This window comes from Agrobacterium sp. DSM 25558, from assembly GCF_900100825.1.
GTDB lineage: Bacteria > Pseudomonadota > Alphaproteobacteria > Rhizobiales > Rhizobiaceae > Agrobacterium.
In genome coordinates this window covers 13,878-33,172 of the sequence record NZ_FMUD01000050.1, presented here as the reverse complement: position 1 = coordinate 33,172, position 19,295 = coordinate 13,878, and the positions used below count along the sequence as shown (strand labels likewise).

The following is a 19,295-nucleotide window of genomic DNA, read 5'->3' as shown; positions in this document are numbered from 1 at the left end:
GGTGAAAGTGGACTCTTGTGGACGTAGCTGGATATGGCGAGCCGCGTTCCTAAGCAAGGGTAACCCGTCGAATCTTGCTGTTTGACTTAAGATCCGCGTTTTATGAAAAACACTGGACTGGACTTCGCGTGTCGGAGCCCCCGCGAGGGACTCCTGCGGAAGTCAAATTTGTGAGTTTGATTCAATATCCGTGCTGAGACAGTGTCGACTTCTTATAGACCTTCGCTGCGCGGAAGCGTGCCTCGAAGATTGGTCGGATGCCTTTAGAGGTCAGGGCGTCCAGCATGGTCGCACGGTCGGTTTGGTTATTGGTTGCAAGCTTGTCAAGGGAGATATGATGCGCTGCGAACTCGTCAACTTCGCTCAGTTTCACCAACTTACGTGGGCGACCCTTCCAATTGGAATCCTCTTTTTCGATCAAGCGGATGAGGCCGAGGTTCGTAACTTCGAGCATTGTTGAGAGAGTAAAATGCAGGCGCCGCGCGGCCGACTTGATGTCAATGGTGTCGTCTTCAGTTGCTTCGTTTTCGAGGTTTGTCAGCAAAACCTTGCGGGCTTTCAAGATTTCGGTGCGGTCGAAGTAGAGATTTTCGATCCTGGGTGTCTCACCGGTAAAGCCGATGTTTTGGACGTGGCCGTCAAATGCGAGCTTGAGGATGTCGGCGATCTTAATTGTACATGACTTGTAGATCAGACTTGCAGGCACCAATGCTTTCACGTCAACATCCTTTCGAGCTACATCAGCCAGTCGTTTGGCGAAGCGCTCAATTTCGATTTTGTGGATCAGGCGGAAGACGCGCCCATCGTAGTCCCGGTTGGCGACGGTGGCGAGGCAATCGTTTTTTATCAGGTCGTCGCAGATTTTCATCGAACAGCCGAGCGTCTTTGCGGCATCTGACGTCGTGACATACGCAGAACCCTCAAGAAGCCAGTGATGGATTTCATCGCGTTTGAAAAAACGAGGAAGATCTGGTGTATCAAATTTCGTTTCCAGTATGCGTTGGACACGTTCGTCCGAGAGGCCGTAATCTTTTGCCGCTGAGGCGATGGTGTGAACATTCCGCTTGGGCACGGTCCAGATGAAAGTATCTCCACGTTCAAGCGGGATGTTCATTTCCGCGTGTTCTTGGAACATCTTCATGACAGGTGTGTAGGCAGGCAAATGTTTATTGACCTTCCACCAGTAAAGCAGCGGTGAGTAAATGCGTCGGGGGTACGTCACCGTTTTACTGGCGACCTTAACGAAGTTTGTCATCACGTCATCAATCGCGCCGCGACCATGGGCCGCGATAGCGTATCCTTCCCGGCGAACCGTCGGATCTGTAAAGCCATCCTTTATGCGTTCGCTGAAAGATCCTGTCTTTGACCCGATACTGAAATGGCCGACAAGGGCGCACAGTTCAGCGGCGACATAAGCAGGAAGGTCGTCAAGGAAGCCTTCGTGTTGCCGCCCAAGAAGACGCTCCGTAAAATACGCGTCGCTTTCATCCAGATCAATTGCGGCCTCGGCTTCACTCGAAAGCAACTCGCTGAAATCAGAGAGCTGCATAATTCCGCGAGGGTCATACCTCAGAAGGCGACCGTGGTGAGGGCAATGCGAGATCATCTGCCACTGCCAGGTGCCGCGGATATATCCACCATTACCTTTTTCTGACGCCAAGCAATCGTGGCAGAAGCGAACGCCTATCGCACTTACGTGCGATCTTTTGATGAAGTCATCGCCATATGGGATTATACTGCCGCTTGGAGCTGAAAACCGCTTCAGGGTTTCGGGCGACAGCCCTGTCGTCTCTGACAACCTTGACACCAGATCATCTGAAAACAGATGGACGTTGTCGCGCGGAAGGCCCAGGACTCGCAGAAAACGATCTGCGGAGGAAAAGCCGTTTGCCCACGCAATGCGAACCATATAGCTGCCAGCCGTCTCGTCGGACTTTGGCTCAGGAAGGTGAGGGAGCGTGATAGGTGCAGTTCCAGCCATTTGTCTTTACTCCGAGGTGAACAAGTCAGAAACGGCTTTCGAGGGCTTTAGTGTCTCCCAAGCCGCGGCAGTAAAAATATTGTCGTTTTTCACGCAGCCAGTGTTGACGCGATAGACTTGTGCAAAGTCGTTGACGGTGACCGTGTCACGGTCCTCGTCGATGGCGAGGAAACAAGCTTCGCGGACAATTGAGATCAAGGTGCCCATCGCTTCTGACGACGCCTTGATGAGACGTCCCTGAACGTTGTCTGAATTCGTCCAGCCAATTTTCAAGCCGGCCTTTTTAACCAGGATCTCGTTGATAACGCGGTCTACAAACGGTGTCCCGCCGTTGAGCGGCACTGGCAAGAGGCGCATGACGCGACAGCGATTTGCGAGTTGGCGGTCGCCCTCAAGGAAGTTTTTGACGTCGGCGGTGCCAGCCAAGATGAAGTGAATCGGCCAGTCGTCGATTTGAAGAAGGCTCTTCAAAACATCTTGGACTTTTTTGATTTTCGCTTCCTGTGCGCCACGAACAACGTGCTGCATCTCATCGACGATGACGCACTCGATTCCGAGTTTCATAAGGTTATATTTCAGGATGTGATAGAGTTCGAATTCGGGTGTCGCGCTTCTCGCACGAATGCCAATGGCCCAGAGAAGAGCGATAGCAAAACTTTTGGTGTTGCAGACGCCGGGCGCCTCGATCCAAAGGGACCGTGACCCTTCAACGTACTGACCGCACTCGAATGCACCGAAACGAGGAAATTGCTTCAAGTGATGCGACAAGAGTTTTGATTTGCCGGAGCCCGACGCTCCAATGATTACCAAGGCGCACTGTTTTACACCGCCCCCGAGTCGGCGTGCCTCGATATTTTCGCTGATTTTGCGCATGTGCCATGCAAATTCTTGATCGCGGTCTTTCACCTCCATAAACACCGAATCCAGAGCGAGCTTGCGAGCCATTTTCGCGGTCACAACAGTATTGAACATAGTTATCTCCTGATAATTTTGGGCGGTACTGATTATTCAGAAAAGTGGTTTTCCACGTCGCCGTCCGGCTCAACCGGCGTTTCAGTGGTCACCGCACTCTCTTCGACGGGATCGTTATTATCGTCCTCCGAAGCGATGAGGACTTTTGCAGCGATGCCTCCCGTGAGCAGCGGATCTTCCGCGACTGTGACGGGCTTGATATTCCAGCCTTTATCGGGCGCAGAAAGCTTGAGGCCCTCGAAAAGCTTGGATTGACGCTTGGCAAACTCTTCGTCTGAAGGAGCGTGGGGCGAAATGTTTGCCCGAAGTGCCGCAGCTTCACCTGTGGAGCGCAGATTGTTCAGCGCACGTTCCATTCGTTCGAGGTATGGCATCTGAGCGTCACTCGCGCCGTTTTCTACGATCTGGCGTGCGGCAGCCCATTCGTAGATGCTCACTTTTTCCTTCAGGTCGATGCGGTTGGGTACTGTAATCCAACCATCGCTCGTCAAGACGGAGATCCAGCGAAGGTCAGACTTGTGAGCCCGGACTTGGAAGGTGGCATCTGAGCCGTCTTTTTGGCGCCATGTCTGGAGCTGCGCGGATTGGAACCGGATACCCCAGACATACATGCCGTCAGGCTGGATCTTACGCTGCAACGGCATGCCAAAGACGTGACGGCGCTTATGGGGATCGACATCATAGCGTACGCCGGTCTCCTGCAGGTATTTCACCCATGCATTATGGGGCGTTTCACCAGTACGCACGTTGATCTTGTGGTGGTAGACGTCCAGGATCACGCGAATGATGAGAGCGATGACCTCGTCTGCGGTCAGAGTTGCGTTAGCCTTGGCATCATAATCTCCTTTTGCATCGACACCAGACGAAGTACCTCCGTCGAAATACTGGAGCAAATGGCCAGAAATGGTTGCAAAGATTGTCTCGATGAATCCGCGATGCCATGGCTGTCCTGCAGGAGGATGCGTGAGCTGTACCCCAGCGGCGCGAAACGCTTTGTGTGTTGCTGCTGAGATGTACGGCGTGCCGTTATCGGTGTAGGCATTTTGAAATGCCACGCCGCCGTACCAATCGGTTTCCGCACCGACCAAACGCGCAATGTCCGTTTTGTCACTAAGAGCCATGTCCAGCGTCTTGATCACGGTCTCAGAGTTGTCTTTCAATGATGCCGTAATCGCGGGCATGTAGCCCGTCGCGGCATCACGCACCATGCAGATATAGATGCGGTCCTTAATCAACCGTTTGCGGGTTTCTTCAGTCAGCAGTTTCCACACATCCTCAACTTCAAGCCATGTTTGCGCGTGCAGCAGGTACGTGTCGAATTCGACACGCTCGCCGGGACGCACGGCGTCGAATCCGGTCATTTGGGGACGATACATTGCACGTGCTTTTGCCATGCCGTCGCGAGCAGCCATGACGTCGAACTTATCCAGCGCCCGGATAATATTCTCGAACCGCTTACGACCAGGAATTTTCAGGTGTTCTGAAGCTTTCCGCGTTTTATTAAGTTCATTGATATGAATGATGCAGTCATGGCGGAGCTTCTGCATCGTTGGCTTGCGGGAACTGGCGAACTCTTGAGCAAAGCGCGTCCAGATGCCAAGGCTTTCTGGGCAAACTGCCGTGAGTTTCCGAGGTCCTGGACCACGATGGCGCGGGACCAAAGCCCGCACGTCACGCTCGCAAAAGACGTATTCGGCCCAATATTTCAGAAACGTTTTGATTGATGGGGCGCGGTAACTTTTAGCGGTAACGGCCTTATTAGAATAGTTGCTCGATGTCGCTTCAGTCTTGGATGCGTTATTGATTTTCTCAATTGCGGCACTCAACGCGTCGGCAAGATCTTTGCGAGAAAGCGACTTTCCGCCGTTGTCGAGGACCTTTTTTTCCACAAAGTTGATAATTTGCTCTTTAACCAGAGCCAGTTCGACATGCTCGGATTTAAATTCGAGAAGGCCTTTCTCACCGAACTTGGAACGTGCATAGGCCATAGGCGCTGTGTGGTAATCGTAGTGGACCTCTGCTGTTCCTGCAGTCACTTCATTATAAAGCTCCTGATAGGTGAGGTAGGTATTAATGTTTGGATCAAGCTCAGCGCACAGGTGATATCCACCTTTGTCTTGATATTTCGGAGTCCAGTTGACTCCCTCGAAGGTCACTCGCGAACTTTTTGAGACGTCGATTTTGATGTAGTTCAGTTTTACTGGGAGCATATTCATAAGCGTGTTTCCTTTAGACATGGCTTCGCCGTACCCGGGCATTAGCCTTGGTGAAAAATTTGAATGTTGGGTTGGATTAGTTGGTTTTAATCAGCCGGCTAAGATCGGTTACATGGTCCGCCGGAAATGCTGGCAAGACGTACCCGAGATCGACAAGACGCCAGATCGCTGCGAAGCGCATCCAGTTTTTTGCGCCTTCGTAGAACTCCCAGACGTGCATACTCGAATGCTTCTTGAAGAGTGAGAGTGTCCGGTCCATTTCCTGATCGTCGTGGTAGTCGCGGGACCACAATGCGTGACGGGCATTTGCAAAGCGACCCTTTGTTGCGTAGGCTTCGGTCACAACTTTGAAGCTATCAATGTTTGTGTAATCCCCTGTTTTTGAAATTCGACGCATGAGCGCTTCGGTGCTGATGCGGTGTTTCTCCGGTTTCACCGCAATGGCGATGGACTTTCCTGTTTTAAATACGACTGAGTAGTCGATCGTGTGTCGGCGAATGACGTTGTCTTGGTCGATATAGCGGATCACTGGCCACTGTGATTTCAAGACAGCAACATCCTGGCGAGCTTGGAGGATCGTCGAAAGCGCATGCTCATTTCCGCTCTCGTGCTGGATTTCCTCGTTGTTAAAGATAGTGAAACCGCGAGCCGTAGAGTCGCTATTTTTGGCGACGTTTCGGGCTCCCTGATGTTCCATTGGTGGCATCCACGGCGCATGGTCCCAAGGCGCCGTTACTGTCGTATCGATGTGAAAATTGAGCGTGCGGGTGTCGCGCTGGCGATGGTGCGCATGCGCATTCCCAAACCGGCGATCACGACGGTCGCGATGATCGATCTCACGTTTCATGATCGCAACTGTGCTGACGGCACTTTCATTACGAGGCATCACGGACTCCCAAAGTTTACGGGTCGATTGCGCAAGCGGTGGTTTATTTTGAGTGCTTGCCACTCGAATTGAGAGGACGCCAAGGGTGCCCACGACCTGGACGAACGCGACGGGCGCTCGATCGGACATTGGGAAGTTTGGCCGGCGGCAGGGCATTGGTCAAAAGCAAATGGAATTCTGGGTCTTCTTCAAGAAGCGATGGCGGGAAGTCTGTCGTCTCAACATTCACGACAATTTTTCCGCCTGAGGCTTCAACGAAAACATTTTGGGTAGGGCACGATTGATTGCAGTCCGCGAACTGCACAAATTTGAAATCCATAACGAACTCTCCTGATGGCTTAAGGGATGTGATGTCACCTTGACCGTCGATGAAGAAGATCGTGCCTTCGAAGACCTTACTGAGCGTTGTACTCAGGGTGTCTTTTTTCGTCAGCATGTCTCTGCCTCACGTTTCGGTCGAGGCACAATATCGACCACAGAGAGGGCAAACGTCTTTGGGGGAAATGAGTTTTCGAGTTAATGACGTGCGAAATGTCGGCGAAGGTTCGCGTAAGAAACCTTCTTGAATGACGGAAAACGCACATGGTTTCCTGCTTGGGAAAGTGTACAACCATTTTCGAACGACCTTGATGGTAAGCGTGCATAAATTACGACACTGCCAGCCCGAAGAGCGAATGTTCCGCTAACGGGTTCAGTGGGTCTGCTTGCCCATAGGTATTATTCGAAGAGAGAACATTGCTCGTTCATCCGTTGATACAGGTTTGCATGCTCACATCGTTTCTGAATTCCGTCCAGCGTGTTTTGAGAAAATTTTATTAAAATTGTCATCATAGTTAACTTAGTGTGATCCACTTCGCAGCAGTCCGAAGAAAATGGATTTTGTGGCCAATGCGTGATGGTTCCTTGCAAAGCTAAGAACGAGTCTGGAGAAAATCTTAGTCCGGATGAAATTTTATGGCCTTCCCCGCGCTCAATCGTGTCGCTGAACTCAACGCCCGCTTTGGGCATCTTTTCGAAACGTTTGGTGTAAAGCCGAAAATTGTAGTCGAGCACCAATTGCTCAAAATTCGTTTTGAGGACAAAGCGCGTACCCGTTTTCTTCCGGTCGAATTGCAATTTCGCAACGAAGAACCGCGTGATGACTGGGACGGCGTTTGGTTAGTCACCGACGAGTACGAAGAGGTGGAGATCGGAGCCAACGACTGGACATGGCATTGCTTTGACGACGAGGAATCCGTTGAATATCTCACGCAAGATACCGACCTGGCCATGGAGTGCATTGAGCGGGAATTGACCAACGCCAAACTCGCGTACAATGGCGCAGGTTTCGGCAAGGAAACATGGAACGACAATTTTGCTATGGCCTATCCCTACCTTACAGAGGCTCTCTGCATGCAGGAAGGCGTGGAGGTCCTGTGCGAACGCCACGAAGGAGTTGAAGGCTATGAGTTCACAAGCTCGGTGGGCGTAGACTGGCGCGTGGCATTCGAGCCAGGCATCGCGTCTATTTTTATGAATGCTGAGAAGGTCGCAACATTTCCGCCGGACAATCCAGACTTCCTCACCAATTATTTCCTTGGTGTATTCACGTTTAAGGAAAATCCACGACAAGAGCCGAAAATCTAGATCAGTGGTGACGGAGCCATTCTGCTTTCCAGTCTTCAGCGATGAAATGCTTCGGCTGGACTGCTTGCGCAATACCTATCCTGAAGGTCGACGATCGCCGTTGCGCCTTCTCCAGAGGTAGTTTAGCTGCATCGCTCAGACTTATGATCTCATTGGTCAAGGTTTGATGCAAAGCTTGTGCGAGTGCTCGAGCTATAACCGGGGGCGTTGTCTGGCATACCTCTCGGACTGGTTCTAAGTCCGCGGGCGGTACCCAGTCGGCCGGTAAACCTTGAAGAACTTTCAAAACCGATACTGACAGTGGCACCGAGTAAGCGCTGAGAGACGATGCAACGTTTTGAAACTCAATCCCTAAGCCAGCTTGCTGAAGCGCGTCGAAATATCGCTTGCTAACGGAAGGCGTTCTGATCTTATTTTTTCTTTCTTCGATTTGCGCGGCGGTAAGTGGTCTTTTCCTCAACTCGTCAGGGACCTGATCTTTAGGCCGGTAGATCAACTTATCCAAATCAGGAGCGAGTTGTCTGAACCGCACGCCGAACTGATGAATAATCCGATCAACGTTTGTGCCCATAGCACGCTTTTCCTGTTCCGACCCTTCACTACCGCGCGAAAAATCTTTCGTTAACGCAGCCTGAATGAGCGCTTCCGTATCTTCGGCTAGATTGAGCTCTATTTGTTGCATTTCGAATTTTGATCGAAGTGAGCGCTTTATTCCGATGACATATGAGCGCTTTCTGTCCTGGCAAAGTCCGAAGTCGCGGGAGTTGAGGTGGAACTCTGATGTCCAGTACCCTAGTCTTGCGAATTCAAGCTTCTGCTTTTGCAAAAATCCTCTGTTGACCGGAAGTAGCAATGGCGAGCCGCACTCAAGAAAAAAGCTGCGAGGAGAAGTGTTTTCAATACCATGTCTCATGCGCTCGAAAACTTGGATCTCTTTATCTTTAATCGAGTGCTTTGCGCTCCTTATTGGTACGATCCCACAAAATATGTCCGCATTTTTTACTAGGCCAGACACTTGATCGGGTTCAGCGATCTCCTCGATGTTCAAATGGCCCTTAATTTCGAAGGTAGCAGCTTCGACCCCGAGTTGGATTCCAGCGATGTCGTTTCCGGCTGTAACAGCGCGTAGTTTTCTACCGAGGCGTGGAACGGAAACCACCTCTGTTTTCACTACGCTTGGACTGAAACGTTCGAAAGCAGGTTTCCCGGCAAGGATGCCGATCGAAGAAAAAGCGGACCACTCGTAAAACTCGGTGTTGTGGTGGGGTAGATGCGAGAACACACCAGTAGCCAGTTGTTTGAGCGAATAGTGAGCCTCAGCCAATCTTCGAATGGGCAGATCTTTCTCCGGTAAGAAAAGCCAGTTTTCAGGGCCAACAAAATGCTCGCCAAACAGGTCCTCAAACCTGACTAGCAGTTCTGCGGCCAAGCTTTTGATTTTATCACGCTGCTTCAAGGTTGCTGCGTAAGCATCTCTCTCTTGACTGCTTGGGGGTTCGTTCCGGCTGATTGCTAGAGCCTTGTTTTGAAGGCCGATGTAATCTGCCATTGACAAATGCAAGTCGTTGGCTCTGTCAGTGAACTCTTTTTCTGCCTTATTCTTATGTTGCTGAAGCCGCTTACGAAGCAAATCGCGATGGGCTAGATAGGCGTTTTCCGCGTCGGTACGGCATCGTGCACGTTCGTTGCGGTCGGCGCTTCTGATTGCTCTTTCGTCCAGAATTTCACCAGCCTGCATGCGCTTTAAGACTTCCGCTCGAGCCTCGTTGCCAGCTTTTGACAACGCCCTGAGGGCGTTAAACTGCAAAGAGGTGTCGCGAAGCGCTTCTCTGTCTTCTCCCAAAACGCGTTCAATCGTCTCGAGTTCTCGAAGTTCTGCAGGTCCTATGCCGCATCGAAGCAAAAGGGTGCCAGCATCTATACTGGTATCCTGTCTGAGAACCGCGATCTTTGAGATGAGATCGAGTGTCGCATTTAATGCAACTCTGCGCAGATGAAGTATGCTTTCGCTAATAGCTTTCAAACGATCCGATTCAGCGCCAAGATCTGTTTTAAGCGACGTTTTGTTGGCGCTAGCGGTAGGCAAGTCACTTTTCCTAAATGTATCAATATTCGACATTTTCCTTAGTGACAGTCATACGTTTTGAAGTTTGAAAACAATTTACTAGGATTTGAGCTATCGTTGATTTGACTTCTGTGTGGGGTGTCGCCCGGGCACGAAATACGAAGCAGTTCTGCCACAAACAGAAACTGAGGTGCCAAGGTCGCTATCCAGATATCGCTGTCCAATTCGACCTCAAGCAAAACAGTACTTGACGACCTGAAAAATGTTCCGTATTTGTTCCGAAATGAAGAACCCTTGGATCATAACACGAATAGGTTTTTGAACTGCCCCGCCCGGGGACCGTGTTCTTATGTCTATTCGAGGGTTTGATGTGAGCAGTTTCTTTCCGCGCTATTTCGCGCACTCACCGATTTTAGTTTCCCATTCCTTTGAGACAACGAGCTGTGCCGCGTCAGCGAATAGGCGATCTATTCCGCGTGTTACTTGTGCGGGTAATCTAAGCACGCATTTGGCATAGCTGTCCTGCAGGTCGTCATCGCCCGAAGACGTAGGCCCATACGCCGCCTAAAAACAACAGTGTTGCCGTCTCCTTCAATGGGAATCTGCATCGATGAAGGCCTGGATTATTAGCGACCTCCACTCATCTCGACTGGATCTTCTGCACGGGAGAAAATTATCAGTTCCAAGCGCCGACATCTGTCTATGTGCGGGAGACGTGGCTGATAACATTGAGAGTGCGATTGATTTTCTACATGCAGAGATCGCGCCACACATGACGGTAGTCGCGTCTCTCGGGAACCACGACTACTATGGTTCTTCAATCGACAGAGCATTGGAGCAAGCCCGAAAATGGACAGCCGGGACGAATGTTCACATTCTTGAGAACGAAACTTTCGTTCGGGATGATCTACGGGTAATCGGTGCGACGCTGTGGACGGATTTTGAGATTGCCGATCATGAGCTAGGATACCTTCCGTTGCCAGCTCGACGCGGCCTGGCTGCGAGGGAGTGCGTGCGGGCTATGTTGGACTTCCGAAGGATCAACCGCTCCGACGCCCGGGTCGGCGGCCAGAGCGGTTTCATTACTTCACAAGAGATGATGTTCAGGCATGGGAAAAGCCGGGCGTTCATCGCACAGGAACTCGGAAAACCATTTAATGGGACCAGCTTAGTTCTCACTCATCACGCGATTTCGGCGAGATCCTTAGACCCTCGCTTCCGGGGGCACGTCTCAAACGCTGCGTTCGCCTCGGACCTGACGGGCCTCATTCAGGATGGTCGACCTCACTTTTGGGTTCATGGCCATGTCCATCGATTCTCAGACTATACCCAATTCGAAACACGGGTCATCTGTAATCCGCGAGGTTACGCCGGGGAAAGACGTGATGGTGGCTTCCGATCGGGGTTTGTTGTCGAAACAACTGTGACCGACGTTGACGTTTAAGCAAACTACCTCAGCCAGCGTTTGAGATTTGGCGCTTTGCCGCGTCGGTCAGAACGAGCAGACTTACCTTTGAAAGCAATTTCGCTCACAAATGAATGCCGCCAGACGTCGAGGTTCCTGTCTAAGGAGCTTTCCCGGCTGGCGGATACGATTTAAAAATCTCTTTTGTGGCTGCATGGGGAGTGAAATGGGCGACGGCGTTAAGGACGAAGGCGTTACGCTGGATTGGTTCGGCGGCACTGTCCCGGTTCAGGGGGAAGGCACCATTGACGCCGTTCCGCTGTATTTCCGCGCACGTGGGTCACAGTGGAGCCTCGATATTGGTCGCCACGATGACAGCGACCGGCCGCCGTTGTGGTGGCATGTTGAAGAGTGGGGCGAATGGCCCGACGCTGGCTATATGCCAGAGGAGAAAGCCCTTGCTATGATCGACAAGGCTGTTGCTCTTTATCGAGAGCAAAAGCCCGAACAGATCGGCCCTGATGATCCCCGTTGGCATGATCACGTCTTGCGGGCATGGAGCGACGAGCGTTTAGGAACAAAAGCCGCAACAGCTCAACTTGGAATTGATGACATTGAACTTGAGAGAAGGACTTTAGAGCGCGGCTGGCCTTTAAATGGCTATCATGAACTTGCCAAGGCCAGCGAAGCCGCCAGAACGGCCCTTTCGGCCGAGATGGCACCATTCGGTTTTCCGAAAGATTTCCACGAACGAGAGCGGGCGATTTTGACTGCTTGGGGAAGGGGAACCATTTCCCTTGATCAGGCGGCACGTTTTGCTCACCGCAGGCACGAAGATGTTGCCAAGCAAGCAAAGTTTCTGGGTATCCCGCCACCAAACGGCTCGTGACCTGGTGGATATGGTCTTCCTGATCGGACGCAATCTGTTGTGGTACCGCGTTGAGAATGACTGATTTCTAACTACAGGTCGACCCTGCAAGGTAGCCTACTTTCGCGATTGTTCGACCGCACCAGTCTCAATATCATCGGCTCGCTCGATTACATCTGCTTTCAAGTGATGACCTTCAACGGTGCTTTCATCCGACTGCGATTTGGGCCTCGGCGGTTTTTGATATGCTAACTGGCGCAGTTGGAGCGACCGGTGGAAACGCGAAGCGTGCGCATCGCGCAGCGTTGGAGCCGGTTTGCGGAGATGATCAACGAGCGAGACAGGGCAAAAGGGGACTTTGTATGGAAGGAACAGGATTGGAGCGCTCGGAGCGCCCATCCTTTTATTGGGAGATATCAGACAGAAGTTCATCGAATCTATTTCTCAACCCAAGCATATGGTTAAACGCGTTGGAAAAGACAGGTGTCAACGCCGTCTCGAAGCTCTCTTCTTCAGCGGCGTTTGCTAGAACTTCCTTGTCGATCTGAATGGGGAGATAAATACTTGGTTCGTCGTCGATTATGAAACGCGTACCAGCGAACATGCTAGTTTCGTTTACAAGGAGCTTTTTCCAAGTGGTTTTTCCGAATTTGTTTTGGAAGAATCTCAGTCCCACGCTCCCTCGTCCCTCGGCGCACAGCCTTGTAATCCAGAAATGATCGTGTTCGATGCCAATCTCGTCGTCGCCCGCGCCATACTCAAGTGCGAAAAATCCCAGCGAGGAACCATCCCCGTCCTGCCATTCCGGAGGTAGTAACGTGCAGGCTCCATCCTCATGCCAGGAATGCTCGGAGAGCCAACCATTTTCGGCCGCCCATCCCTCAAATATCTCGTCGATCACGCCAGCCAGTCTCAACTGAAGCAATTTCATGCGCCTAACACCCTCATCAAGATCAGCGATGTGGAGGATGAGCATTTTCTCTAATTCGTTTGAGAACATCGGAACCTCAATGGAGTGTTTTGATATGAAACGCGAACTGACGAAGCAGTAAGGCCGACATAGTCGTTTCCTGCTCGCCGCTTGTGCCTGCCATGATAGCGCGGCCTAAATCTTTCCAAGAGATATTGTAGACGTTGTCTAATCTGGCTTTTCCTCGAGTTTGACAAAGATATAGAACGGCAAATTCAGGCTTTCCCAAAGCAGTGGCCTTTTTCTGCGCAAGATCCACATACCGCACAAGCTGATCTCGCCCTTCGGGCGCGTCGATTTTGACTTCAATGAAGACGACGCAGTTTTCCCCCTCTATTGCGATGTCGACCCTGTTCGCGCTGTCCTGAAATGCCGAGTGCTCGACTGAGATTTTGGGACGCTCTCCTAGTCGAAACGAACCAAAGTTTTTGTCAGGATATAATCTGCCAACTAAGTTTAGGAGTTCTCGCATTACCACTGAGCCGAAACCGTGGCTGCCGCGGCTGTCCAAAACCCAGCCAAGAACCGCAGACGTCCGAACCTCATTTCGCTTCAAACCCGCGACAGACCATACATTGATCAAACGCCCGTCGTGGCGACAAGCTTCCAGCGACTTTCTGAGGATCGGTAGAAAGCTCGCTATCCGAGCCGGATCGATCTCAAATTTTGCTCGGCCCACGGGGGCAGTATCACTGTCGTATCGCGCTCCTGAGATTAAATTGAAGAGGACGCCCAAACGGGCAAGTCGATCAACATCCTGATGCCGAGATGTACGGACCTGTTTGATGACATTGAGCACTGACTTCAAATTCAACCAATTAAACTCGGATTGTGTCAACGGGGGCCTCAACAAATTGGCAATATGTTCCGTCTGCTAACCGGACGCTTTCACATAGCTAAACGCCAATGTCGAGTAGCGATCTCACTTATGTTCCTCTTCGTGAAATCGAGATACCGAGCGCTGCTGCGTGTGAAAATTTCTCATGCCAGCTTGGAATAGCGATTGCAGGGGGGGGCTAAGAAAACCATCCGGTAGAGAGCGATCGAGCACCAAAAAACAACACGGCGCATGTTATTGCAATTTCGTGCGCGATCTACTATATTAATGCATAGAGATAAATTGGATGCGTAAAATGGCTATTTTTAGAGAAAATGAGGCGCGAGAACGTGGCTTTGAAGAGGCGAGACGGTATTTAGTCCCAAGAGAGGGTTCTGCTGCCGACCGTGAAAAAGCTCTCGACGTTCTCGAAGGTCTAGTTGATGAACTTGGGCCCGTGGTGGATTTTTATCCATCGTGGCACCCGCTAGTAGGGCAACACAATCCTCGGCACCCTGTCAGGTCTCCAAGCAAAGAATGTGGATACGAAGGGCTCGATCATACCGTTCACTTTGCTCACGGGTTCGTCACATGCCCTTATAGAGACGGAGACAGGGTGGTAGCTTCTGTAGAACGAATCAGAGTTGCTCATGGTGCAACTTTAACCGCTGAATTGTTAGATGCACCGCTGTACAATAAAGGCACTTCACCAGTTGTAGTCCGTTGCAACTGGGATCGCCCTCTTGATCCGGGAAAATTCGTGCCGAAGCGGACCGCGGTGGGACTGATGTTAGATCAGGAAATTCCAGGCTGGCATTGGGCGAAGCTCGGGGAGTCGTGGGAGACGATGAAAGGCTATTTTCTTGGGGGGCCTCACGGGGCCAGATCATCCTTGTTTGTTAGCCAAGAGACAGCGATGGCGATGAAGCGCATCTGGCAGGCCCTGACGGAAAGCGGCCTTTTTGGTCCCGTCCGACATTAGTCAGGTTACATCACAGATATGTAAGGCCAGCACGCACCACGAATGGTGCAAATGTTACGCGTGAAAAGGGATAGCCTGCGCGAACGGGAGCCGCGATACGGTAGTACGTTAAGCAGCCGCATCGTGCCAGCGAATGCTCGAGAGCAAAGCACTGCTGGGCACACGACAACCTAGCTCTACAGCGGTCGCGAGGCCTTGATCGGTTCACGGATGCAGAAACGAGACAACATGTCGAGTGATTGACCCGGCTGATCGCAAATCTCGATCTGATGCCGAGTGCGGCCTCTTAAGCCATTCGCTCGACTGTTCGCTTATACGCATGCCGCGACCTTCAGTCGCCAGTCGTCGCCTAGATAGGCCAGCTCCAAAAGCGGCTACAAAAATTAGTTGCTGGCCCGCCGCGCTGCATCATACGCCACTGACAGTGCGTCAAGTGGTTGCGGTACGAGTTTCTGCAGATCAGTCGCGCCGGACCTGAAAAATCCTCCCGTAGCTGCTGAGGCGATCGACATGAGCATTGGGGCCTGGAACGGCAGTAGCGGCAGCGCCGATAAACGCTCACGCTCGGCTGAGAAACTTGACGGTTCGTAGGTAACCGCTAATCGTTGTGCAAGTTGGGGCGCAGAAAATGGCCTAGTGCCAGAGAGTTCGTACGTTATGCCCGCATGATCTTCCGGCGCAGACAGAACTTTCAGCGCAGCCTCGGCCAAATCGGTTCTCGCAACCGCGGCTATTGGAGTTCTACCGAGTGGTATTGTGATCCTGCCATCTCGCGGAGCGGCAAGCATGCCAATGAGTTCCGCGTAGAGACCATTACGTAGGATTGTCCATCCGAGCCCGCTCTCGATCAACGCTTGTTCGGTCCAGCGATGTGCAAGTGCAAAACCCAAATGATCACCGGCCGCTGACAGGCTTGTGTAGACGACATGACTAACGCCGTGCTGGCTAGCGGCAGCTAGAACGGCTCCGTGACGTTTCATGATGACATCATCTTCGGCATAGCCAGCAGACAGAAGGAACAACGTTGAGATTCCCGAGAAGTCGAGTGTCTCTGGGCGGTCGAAATCCATCAGTCGGTCAGCGCTGAGCGACCGGCTAGCTGTTTGGAACTGAAGTCCAGCTTCTTTTGCTTTCTCTGCTACGAGTGACGCGAGCTGACCAGAAGCACCAGTTATTAAGATCATGAGATTTTCCTTTCCGACCTGATTTCGCTAGACTAGTTCGTTACGAACCCAAGCATAAGGAGGCACAATCTTGTTCGCTACGCACAGCGGTGACAGCAGTGTAGGTACGATGGAGCCATGCGGCTCCCCGGATCACGAGGACTGCGGCATTAGGTTGGTCCTTGACCGACTAGGCGAGCAGTGGACGGTGATGACGCTCGCCGAACTTTCCGCAGGACCTCGACGGTACCGCGAATTGGAACGCTCGCTTGTGGGTATCTCCCAGAGAATGATGACGTTGACCCTGCGCCGCCTTGAGCGTGACGGACACGTCCTGCGTCACGTAGAGCCTACCGTTCCTGCGCGCGTAACCTACGAATTGAGCGCACTCGGCCTCTCATTTGCCAGCCAAGTTGCGTCACTAGTATTATGGAGCAGCCATCACAAAGCTGAAATTGAGACGGCCCAGAAAAACTTCGAGTGCTCATCAACAACGTAAATGATGCCGTTGACGGACCGCAGTTTAGACCAGGTGCATTGTAGTGACTGTTTAGGGCCAACTGCTACCTTGGGAGCGTTGCGACAAAAGGAGTTGCCGGTCGACAAGGCTGATTGGTCGTTCGGAAATGGTGATGCTTCGCTTGTGACGTCGCCTGCTAATTGAACGTGAGAATGCGGTTCGCATCATCTATGGGCGTGATAGTAAGCCCATTTTTCGGTTGGCTATTTCTGATGCTTCGGTGAAACGCGTTTTAACTAACTGCCGCGTAATCGTGCATCCCAAAATGCTACAACCCGCAAGACATTCCGTGATTGTATGGTGTTGCCGAGCGCTAAGGGTGTTCGAAGCAGGCCTCGCTGTAGGCTGAAGGGATGCACGACACGACGCTTGGCGGAAACATCTAAGTAAGGGATTGAGCATCATCCCGAATAGTTTGGAAGAGTTCGTGGGCCGCTTGCGGTGTGAAATAGCCGTTTTCATCCAGCGCGTCTGCTACCAAATTAAGAAGGCTTCTGTGTTGGGTTAGCGTATCGATCGCTCTTTCAAACTGTTGGGTCAGAGTATCGCTTACAGCTGCAGTGACTGCTGGATCTGTCCGCCTTACCTCGTCAAGCTCAGAATCCTCCTTCACAGGACTGTAGGCCAACGACACACCCATTCCCATGGAAGTTTCCATGAGCGTGGCAATCCTAGTAGCTGACGCAAGGTCCGAAGATTTCTCCCCACCAGCGCCTTCCGAGATGTCGCCAAAACAGATCTTCTCTGCTGCGATGCCCGCAAGCAACAAGGCAATTTGGTCAAGGAAAAACTGTCGGTCACGACGACCATATCGCGGGTTCTCGAAATATGCTCCACCGCCCTGTTGAGTGGCTGAATCTACGACAATTTGGTCAGCGATGAACGAGCCAAGGAACCGACCCGTGCGCAATTTTAGTCCAACCAAAGTGTGCCCCGCCTCGTGAATAGCGATCGATCGACGATGTTCACCGACGATTTTGAATGTGGGAGGCAGGGAGGCTTTGAGATCTTCCAACGTTAACTGTCGTCGATTTCTCCTAGCTAGACGCTTCGCATCACGAACCGCCTTCGCAAGGTCGGCACCCGTCATTCCTTGGGTGCTCGGGCCAATCAAATCTAAATGTGTGACCGGTAAAATACCCTGGATGAGTTGCGAGAGGATGGCCACCCTTTCCGCCAAGGAGGGCAAAGGAATATCTACGTGCCTGTCAAGACGACCAGATCGCAGGATCGCGGGATCGATGCCATCAACGTTGTTAGACGCCCCTACGATGATGACACCTTCTCGTCCGTCGATCCCGTCTAGGAATTCCAGGAAGGCATTCACGACCTGAACGCTATAATTCTTGTTATCGTTGCTAAACGCGTCGCGAGAGCCGAACGCATCGATCTCATCAATGAACAGAATACATGGTGAATGGAGACGAGCGTTCTTGAAATCTTTACGCATTGCCTTAAGCAAATCCCCGAGGTGACCTTCAGACTGCCATTTACCCAGTGAAGACGCGATCAGATGGGCCTCGCATTCTTTCGCAAGCGCCTTAGCAAAAATTGTCTTTCCAACCCCTGGAGGGCCGCTGAGCAAGATGCCTCGATCAATTTCATTCCAAGTGATCGAGCCTGCCTTCCAATCCCTGATGTCCTGCGAAAGCTCAAGGCCCCAATCTTTTGCGGGACCGTAGCCATGCATTTCACTGAGACGAGGGCCGTCGGACTGATGGTCAGAGCTGTCTGTTGCGGCTTCGTTTTGCTGAGCAGGAATTGTGGTGTTACGTAGTCGCTGCAATGCGTTCCCAGGACTTCTGCCATCGCGAAGCGCGGCCCACAGGTACTCTCGAGGATACGATAGGAGAGCAGCCGCTTGCTCATCAGACATTGGTTTTCGCAACACCGCCATACTTGCCGCCTTCAAGTCAATGGCTTTGATGGGCGCGATTTCAATGACGCCATCACACGCCAAATTAATGAGTGGCGGCACCTCGACTCCGTGTTCTAATAAAATAACGACGCGCAACTTAGTTTGGAAATGGGTGGTATAATCATCCATGATGTCCGACTGGTTGCCCTGCAATTTCATGAAAGCCAGATGGATGTCATCCCTTCGAAAAAATGGGTCATCCCCATATAGCTCGTCGACCACATGTTTTTGAAATTCGGAGAGTGCATAACCCTTAGGTGTCACCATAGCGACAAACCCTGGTCCGCCAGCGGCTAGGAGTGAATGCTCTCTAAAAGCCCGCTTTACCAAACTGGTAAAAACGTGAGCGTGGAGAGAAAATTGCTTACGGGTCTGCTTCTTCGTGCGTGACATCGCCAAAAGTCCTTTAACCTATATTTCGAGGATGTTGTCAGCTGGAGAATTTTCGGACTGACGTTTCTGGTCCGATAAGCGCTGTATCGAGGTCGAGACTTACAAACCTCTCCAGCGCCATATTTGCTAACCCCTCTATCGGGCGATTTTCCCGGAATAACGTCAGGCAATCAGCAACGGATAGCGTACCCTCGTGCTCCAAAGCAGCCATCAGTCGTACGCGGTCACCAAGCGTGACCTCCCGTCCCGCGTAATGAATGAGATCTTTGCAATTCTTCAAGCGGATGGGGTCAACATCGCCACGCGTGACTTCTTGATACTTGAAGCCCTGGTGGGTTACGGCGCTTCCAATCCAGGCAGGCGCGGGCCGTCGTGACATCACATCCATGACTAGGATTTCGTGCTCTCGTTCAGCGACGAAGTCTGGCCGATATGTATCGAGCCCGTATTGAAAGTTTTGTGACTGACAAGCCCAAGACGAGACAGACTCGTCGAAATCTAAAAGGCATGCAA

The 19,295-nt window shown here is 51.8% G+C and carries 16 protein-coding genes; 5 read left to right on the top strand and 11 right to left on the bottom strand.

Annotated elements, in window-relative coordinates:
• Positions 1-181: 181 nt before the first annotated feature.
• The 5 genes from DSM25558_RS25865 to DSM25558_RS25845 are packed head-to-tail and all read right to left on the bottom strand — an operon-like array spanning position 182 to position 6,491.
• Entirely contained in the window at positions 182-1,981 is a 1,800-nt protein-coding gene (locus DSM25558_RS25865; RefSeq protein WP_077107501.1) for a TniQ family protein, read from the bottom strand.
• Positions 1,982-1,987: 6 nt separating this feature from the next.
• Positions 1,988-2,953, bottom strand: coding sequence for a TniB family NTP-binding protein (locus DSM25558_RS25860; RefSeq protein WP_077107500.1), 966 nt, complete (start codon positions 2,951-2,953; stop codon positions 1,988-1,990).
• Between the two features lie 32 nt (positions 2,954-2,985).
• Positions 2,986-5,190, bottom strand: coding sequence for a DDE-type integrase/transposase/recombinase (locus DSM25558_RS25855; RefSeq protein WP_159442530.1), 2,205 nt, complete (start codon positions 5,188-5,190; stop codon positions 2,986-2,988).
• Between the two features lie 55 nt (positions 5,191-5,245).
• Positions 5,246-6,055, bottom strand: coding sequence for a hypothetical protein (locus DSM25558_RS25850; RefSeq protein WP_077107497.1), 810 nt, complete (start codon positions 6,053-6,055; stop codon positions 5,246-5,248).
• A 43-nt stretch (positions 6,056-6,098) separates the two neighbouring features.
• Positions 6,099-6,491 (bottom strand): hypothetical protein, encoded by a 393-nt coding sequence (locus DSM25558_RS25845; RefSeq protein ID WP_077107496.1) that lies wholly within the window; start codon positions 6,489-6,491, stop codon positions 6,099-6,101.
• A 518-nt stretch (positions 6,492-7,009) separates the two neighbouring features.
• Here DSM25558_RS25845 and DSM25558_RS25840 point away from each other — a divergent pair.
• The gene (locus DSM25558_RS25840; RefSeq protein ID WP_077107495.1) at positions 7,010-7,681 is read left to right on the top strand and encodes a hypothetical protein; all 672 of its coding nucleotides are present in this window, start codon (positions 7,010-7,012) and stop codon (positions 7,679-7,681) included.
• Between the two features lies 1 nt (position 7,682).
• Here the strand turns inward: DSM25558_RS25840 and DSM25558_RS25835 are convergent, their stop codons facing one another.
• Positions 7,683-9,800 carry a DNA cytosine methyltransferase gene (locus tag DSM25558_RS25835; RefSeq protein ID WP_083716668.1) on the bottom strand — a complete coding sequence of 706 codons (2,118 nt, stop codon included), beginning with the start codon at positions 9,798-9,800 and terminating at the stop codon, positions 7,683-7,685.
• Positions 9,801-10,356: 556 nt separating this feature from the next.
• On the opposite strand from DSM25558_RS25835, the gene DSM25558_RS25830 reads away from it, so the two are divergent.
• The gene (locus DSM25558_RS25830) at positions 10,357-11,190 is read left to right on the top strand and encodes a metallophosphoesterase (RefSeq protein WP_077107493.1); all 834 of its coding nucleotides are present in this window, start codon (positions 10,357-10,359) and stop codon (positions 11,188-11,190) included.
• Positions 11,191-11,281: 91 nt separating this feature from the next.
• Positions 11,282-12,040 (top strand): hypothetical protein, encoded by a 759-nt coding sequence (locus tag DSM25558_RS25825; protein ID WP_143240251.1) that lies wholly within the window; start codon positions 11,282-11,284, stop codon positions 12,038-12,040.
• Positions 12,041-12,422: 382 nt separating this feature from the next.
• Here DSM25558_RS25825 and DSM25558_RS25815 read toward each other — a convergent pair whose 3' ends face one another.
• Together DSM25558_RS25815 and DSM25558_RS25810 are read right to left on the bottom strand one after the other, a co-directional pair.
• On the bottom strand, positions 12,423-13,019 hold the full coding sequence (locus tag DSM25558_RS25815) for a hypothetical protein (protein WP_077107491.1): 597 nt from the start codon (positions 13,017-13,019) through the stop codon (positions 12,423-12,425).
• A gap of 7 nt (positions 13,020-13,026) precedes the next feature.
• Positions 13,027-13,827 (bottom strand): PDDEXK-like family protein, encoded by an 801-nt coding sequence (locus DSM25558_RS25810; RefSeq protein ID WP_077107490.1) that lies wholly within the window; start codon positions 13,825-13,827, stop codon positions 13,027-13,029.
• A gap of 295 nt (positions 13,828-14,122) precedes the next feature.
• On the opposite strand from DSM25558_RS25810, the gene DSM25558_RS25805 reads away from it, so the two are divergent.
• A complete protein-coding gene (locus DSM25558_RS25805) occupies positions 14,123-14,788 on the top strand; it encodes an ATP-grasp domain-containing protein (protein WP_083716665.1) in 666 nt (221 codons plus the stop codon).
• A 383-nt stretch (positions 14,789-15,171) separates the two neighbouring features.
• Here the strand turns inward: DSM25558_RS25805 and DSM25558_RS25800 are convergent, their stop codons facing one another.
• Entirely contained in the window at positions 15,172-15,972 is an 801-nt protein-coding gene (locus DSM25558_RS25800; protein ID WP_077107488.1) for an NAD(P)H-binding protein, read from the bottom strand.
• Positions 15,973-16,081: 109 nt separating this feature from the next.
• Between DSM25558_RS25800 and DSM25558_RS25795 the strand changes: the two genes are divergently transcribed.
• The gene (locus tag DSM25558_RS25795) at positions 16,082-16,450 is read left to right on the top strand and encodes a winged helix-turn-helix transcriptional regulator (RefSeq protein ID WP_077107505.1); all 369 of its coding nucleotides are present in this window, start codon (positions 16,082-16,084) and stop codon (positions 16,448-16,450) included.
• A gap of 403 nt (positions 16,451-16,853) precedes the next feature.
• Here the strand turns inward: DSM25558_RS25795 and DSM25558_RS25790 are convergent, their stop codons facing one another.
• Both DSM25558_RS25790 and DSM25558_RS28670 read right to left on the bottom strand, forming a co-directional pair.
• On the bottom strand, positions 16,854-18,782 hold the full coding sequence (locus tag DSM25558_RS25790) for an AAA family ATPase (RefSeq protein WP_077107487.1): 1,929 nt from the start codon (positions 18,780-18,782) through the stop codon (positions 16,854-16,856).
• A 37-nt stretch (positions 18,783-18,819) separates the two neighbouring features.
• Positions 18,820-19,170 carry a hypothetical protein gene (locus DSM25558_RS28670; protein ID WP_143240250.1) on the bottom strand — a complete coding sequence of 117 codons (351 nt, stop codon included), beginning with the start codon at positions 19,168-19,170 and terminating at the stop codon, positions 18,820-18,822.
• Positions 19,171-19,295 lie beyond the last annotated feature (125 nt).

Bases quoted from the DNA above. Each gene is read 5' to 3' on its own strand.
- DSM25558_RS25865 (WP_077107501.1), bottom strand. From the start codon at position 1,981: ATGGCTGGAACTGCACCTATCACGCTCCCTCACCTTCCTGAGCCAAAG.
- DSM25558_RS25860 (WP_077107500.1), bottom strand. From the start codon at position 2,953: ATGTTCAATACTGTTGTGACCGCGAAAATGGCTCGCAAGCTCGCTCTG.
- DSM25558_RS25855 (WP_159442530.1), bottom strand. From the start codon at position 5,190: ATGTCTAAAGGAAACACGCTTATGAATATGCTCCCAGTAAAACTGAAC.
- DSM25558_RS25850 (WP_077107497.1), bottom strand. From the start codon at position 6,055: ATGCCTCGTAATGAAAGTGCCGTCAGCACAGTTGCGATCATGAAACGT.
- DSM25558_RS25845 (WP_077107496.1), bottom strand. From the start codon at position 6,491: ATGCTGACGAAAAAAGACACCCTGAGTACAACGCTCAGTAAGGTCTTC.
- DSM25558_RS25840 (WP_077107495.1), top strand. From the start codon at position 7,010: ATGGCCTTCCCCGCGCTCAATCGTGTCGCTGAACTCAACGCCCGCTTT.
- DSM25558_RS25835 (WP_083716668.1), bottom strand. From the start codon at position 9,800: ATGTCGAATATTGATACATTTAGGAAAAGTGACTTGCCTACCGCTAGC.
- DSM25558_RS25830 (WP_077107493.1), top strand. From the start codon at position 10,357: ATGAAGGCCTGGATTATTAGCGACCTCCACTCATCTCGACTGGATCTT.
- DSM25558_RS25825 (WP_143240251.1), top strand. From the start codon at position 11,282: ATGAATGCCGCCAGACGTCGAGGTTCCTGTCTAAGGAGCTTTCCCGGC.
- DSM25558_RS25815 (WP_077107491.1), bottom strand. From the start codon at position 13,019: ATGTTCTCAAACGAATTAGAGAAAATGCTCATCCTCCACATCGCTGAT.
- DSM25558_RS25805 (WP_083716665.1), top strand. From the start codon at position 14,123: ATGGCTATTTTTAGAGAAAATGAGGCGCGAGAACGTGGCTTTGAAGAG.
- DSM25558_RS25800 (WP_077107488.1), bottom strand. From the start codon at position 15,972: ATGATCTTAATAACTGGTGCTTCTGGTCAGCTCGCGTCACTCGTAGCA.
- DSM25558_RS25795 (WP_077107505.1), top strand. From the start codon at position 16,082: ATGGAGCCATGCGGCTCCCCGGATCACGAGGACTGCGGCATTAGGTTG.
- DSM25558_RS25790 (WP_077107487.1), bottom strand. From the start codon at position 18,782: ATGTCACGCACGAAGAAGCAGACCCGTAAGCAATTTTCTCTCCACGCT.
- DSM25558_RS28670 (WP_143240250.1), bottom strand. From the start codon at position 19,170: ATGGATGTGATGTCACGACGGCCCGCGCCTGCCTGGATTGGAAGCGCC.